Below are 3263 nucleotides of genomic sequence, written 5' to 3'. Positions count from 1 at the left end.
ACTTCAAACTTCAAGGCGGCAAGCTCCGCTGTGGCGGCTCGTACCTCTTGGGAGAGGGCGTTATAAGGTGCGCCGTATTCGTTCAGACAGCGGGCAATCTGGTTCAAGTTGCCGCCGATTTTCCCGTACTCGGCTGTAAGTTTCCCAACGGCAGACAGCAGTTCATCATTGACCGGGGAAACGGTGATAACCGGGCGTATGCTTGACTTGATAAGGGCTTGCCGGATAAACTCGGCTTGGCTCATTTTGCAGAGGGTGACACGCTCGGAAAACTCGGCGTATTCTTCCCCGGTCAAACGGGTTTTGATTACCCGGTGGCGGTGGGGCGTGTTGTATTTTCTCACGGGCTTCAACTCCTTTCTTTTTATGCTTTGCCCTCTCACCAATAGGAGAAAAACAGGGGCATAAGCGGAAGTGTTTTTTGAAAAATCCGAAAAATTTTTTCGGGGATTTTTCAAGCGGCGCAAGCCGCAAAAAGGCGGGCTTGGGGTGGCAATCCCAACAAGATTCCCATAGGACAAATTGAGCCGATAGGCGAAATTTGGTACTGTGGTAGAATCTTGCTCTAAGAAAGTGGCGGCTTCCTCTGTGTAGGCTTTTGCTGATACCCCGGCTTGTTCGGCGTGGATTCTGCCAACTATGCGGCGGTATTTCTCCCTCTATTACTTACTACGCACGGCAAGGCAAATCTGGCAAAGTTCCCCGGAATTTCTTTTCGTGTTTTCGTAACAGAATTTGACAAAAACGGAAGAATCAGTTCCGTTTTGCAGTGATATACGGACGGTTTCAAAAAATGCCAAACTTTCCGGCAATTATTTTTCCCCTTATTACCTACTACGGGAAAAAAGAAAATTTAGGCAATGTTTTCCAAAAGTATTTGAATTATTTTATTGCGGCGCAAAATCCGGCTTGGTTTTTGACGCAAAAAAACAGGAAACCTTTTCTTGATTTCCTGTCTTTGGCTGCCGCTGATGGGTGGCGGTTATTCTGTTGTTATTCCCCGGAAGCGAACTTGTAGCCCACGCCTAAAACGGTCTTTATGTAAGTGGGCTTGCCGCTGTCCGGCTCTATCTTTTTCCGTAGATTGCATATCACATTTGCCACGTTTGACTGGCAGCTTTCACTTTCCATGCTCCACACGGATTCAAAAATTTGCGCCTTTGTGAATACCTGCCCCGGACTGGCGGCAAGGTAGCAGAGTGTGCCGTACTCTAAACGGGTAAGAGAAATATCTGTGCCGTTTTTTAATACACGGCGTTGGTGCAATTTTATTTCTAATCCCGGAAAAGTAAGTGCCGGGGAGTGGGGCGGCTGCATGGTTTCCAGCGGTATCATATCGGCAAGGGCGGCTATGGCTTTCTCAACCGCTTTTTCTTCTGTGTCGTTAAATATAAGCATGACTATTTTTGCGACAAATCTCACCTCCTGTTAGGTAGGTTGTCCGTCAAAGCGGAACTGGAACAGGGCAGCGATAAGCCGCCGTTTAATGTTGTCCTCGGTGTCCTTGTTGACCTGTCCGTTTTCAAGGGAAGCAAGCCGGATTCTCTTGCTGTAATGCCGCAAAACCTCGTCAATGGCTTCCGGCTCTCCGCTGGTTGCTCTGATAATCGTTTCATACGGTACAAGTTTAGGATTCCTCATGGAAAAGCACCTCCATTTCTTTATGCAGCATTTGTAAGGCACTGTGTATGTGATGCCACGCCGTACTTCGGCAGCGTCCGTATAGTTCCCCGATTTCCTGCTGTGTGTAACGTCCGAAAAAATAAAGGTAAATGATTTCCCTCTTTTTCTCTGGCAAGGCAGACAAGGCTTCGGCAAGCTCCCCGTTTGTGAAGATAACCCTCTGACCGCATATCATAACTGGGTATTGTTTATAGGGGTCTATAAACAATTTATCTGACGTACTGAACGGGTAAAACTTTTCTTCTGTGAGATATTCAAGAGATATTTCTCTTTGCCGCCGCTTGTTTCTATTACGCCATGCGTTGATAGCGGCATAGCGTATAACAACTCTGCAAAAGGCGTTAAATGTGTATTCGATATGTTCTTTATATGCTTCTGTACAAGGCATAAATGATTCCCCCCTTTCTCCCACATGAGGAAATGGTTGGTTAATAGTTGCCTTTTTATGATGATAAAGGGCGGCAGCATTTTTTGCTGTTGCCCCTTGTCTACTCAACTGCGAAAACAGACGGGGCTGTCAACGGCGGGCGAAGCCCGTTCATCTTGACCGTTGACTGGCTTGGCTGGTTTTGCTATTCATACTTTTTTAATAACTGTTTAAATATTACGATACCTATTACAATTTGAAAAATTAAATAGCCGCCCAGATATAGCACTATTAAGCGTGAATTATCAATGACTTCAAGTTGTCCCAATATGGAGAAGATGATTATTGAAATACTAACAGTCATAAGCCCGATAGCATACGCATAGCGTCCGGATTTATCTCTTAATTTTGATTTTAATTCATCGTGAAGTTCGATTTTTTCATTTTCTATTTTTTCTTGATACCGTTCTTTGTTTTTAGGTGTACTCCAATAGAAATATTTACAAGTCATAACAGTACCAGAACAAATAGCTCCGGCAGCAAAACCGATAAGCAAACTGTCCAGCACACTATCAGTTAGCAGCGCTACACCCAAAAGAATAATGCCTGTCAAAACAAACAAAATACCCTCTAATAAATTACCTTTTTTCATCTTTGCAACTCCTTTCATGAATAAAAATTTCTTCGATTTGTTTACCAAAAAAATCTGATATTACAAAAGCTAATTCTAAAGAGGGATTATATTTCCCCGTTTCGATTGAACTGACGGTTTGCCTTGAAACTTTAAGTGCTTTTGCAAAATCTTCTTGATTCATGCCTAATCTTTTCCTTAATTCTTCAACCCTGTTTTCCAAATAATGTCACCTCCGTTTTGACAAGGTTCCTTTATAATTTCATTATAGTAGGATAAGGCGGTTTTGTCAAGGTTCCTTTACAAAAGTTTTTCTTATAAGTTGCACGGAATAGTGGGTGGCTGCTTATCAAAATCTTTGTGTTACTTTATCGCACATGAGCATTTGAGCCAGGATTGTCCGAGCCGTAGCCCTCCAGCAGATTGACAACGCCCCAAACACCGAGGCCCGCGCCCAGCGCGATAACAAGGGTCTGCAATGTGGTGATAGCGGATGCAAAAAATGCCATATAGTCCTCCATTTCTCCGGGTTTTTCCCGGGCACAAGAAAAGCCGCCCGGTGTAGGCGGCTGGCTACTCCTT

Annotated in this window: 6 protein-coding genes and 1 pseudogene; all 7 read right to left on the bottom strand. The window is 44.3% G+C overall.

Features of this window, described 5'->3' with window-relative positions; genetic code table 11:
• Window positions 1-344, bottom strand: a 344-nt coding sequence (locus tag D1646_RS18945; protein WP_160637965.1) for a plasmid mobilization relaxosome protein MobC, incomplete at its 3' end; no start/stop codon positions are given.
• A gap of 649 nt (window positions 345-993) precedes the next feature.
• A complete protein-coding gene (locus tag D1646_RS18940; protein ID WP_347565252.1) occupies window positions 994-1422 on the bottom strand; it encodes a winged helix-turn-helix domain-containing protein in 429 nt (142 codons plus the stop codon).
• A gap of 6 nt (window positions 1423-1428) precedes the next feature.
• A complete protein-coding gene (locus tag D1646_RS18935; protein WP_160637964.1) occupies window positions 1429-1641 on the bottom strand; it encodes a helix-turn-helix domain-containing protein in 213 nt (70 codons plus the stop codon).
• Window positions 1628-2071 (bottom strand): sigma-70 family RNA polymerase sigma factor, encoded by a 444-nt coding sequence (locus tag D1646_RS18930; RefSeq protein ID WP_160637963.1) that lies wholly within the window; start codon window positions 2069-2071, stop codon window positions 1628-1630. The genes D1646_RS18935 and D1646_RS18930 overlap by 14 nt, the downstream gene beginning before the upstream one ends.
• Before the next feature lie 184 nt (window positions 2072-2255).
• Entirely contained in the window at window positions 2256-2702 is a 447-nt protein-coding gene (locus tag D1646_RS18925) for a hypothetical protein (protein WP_160637962.1), read from the bottom strand.
• Entirely contained in the window at window positions 2689-2904 is a 216-nt protein-coding gene (locus D1646_RS18920; RefSeq protein WP_120409313.1) for a helix-turn-helix transcriptional regulator, read from the bottom strand. Before D1646_RS18920 ends, D1646_RS18925 begins: the two co-directional genes overlap by 14 nt.
• A gap of 157 nt (window positions 2905-3061) precedes the next feature.
• A pseudogene (locus D1646_RS18915) lies at window positions 3062-3190 on the bottom strand (Maff2 family protein); the annotation flags it as partial.
• Window positions 3191-3263 lie beyond the last annotated feature (73 nt).

It is taken from the genome of Pseudoflavonifractor sp. 60, from assembly GCF_009911645.1.
Lineage (GTDB): Bacteria > Bacillota > Clostridia > Oscillospirales > Oscillospiraceae > Lawsonibacter.
The sequence above is the reverse complement of the archived record's forward strand: the minus strand, read 5'-3'. Positions and strand labels throughout refer to the sequence as shown.

Excerpts from the sequence above, each read along its gene's own strand:
- D1646_RS18935 (WP_160637964.1), bottom strand. The coding sequence starts at position 1,641 with ATGAGGAATCCTAAACTTGTACCGTATGAAACGATTATCAGAGCAACC.
- D1646_RS18930 (WP_160637963.1), bottom strand. The coding sequence starts at position 2,071 with ATGCCTTGTACAGAAGCATATAAAGAACATATCGAATACACATTTAAC.
- D1646_RS18925 (WP_160637962.1), bottom strand. The coding sequence starts at position 2,702 with ATGAAAAAAGGTAATTTATTAGAGGGTATTTTGTTTGTTTTGACAGGC.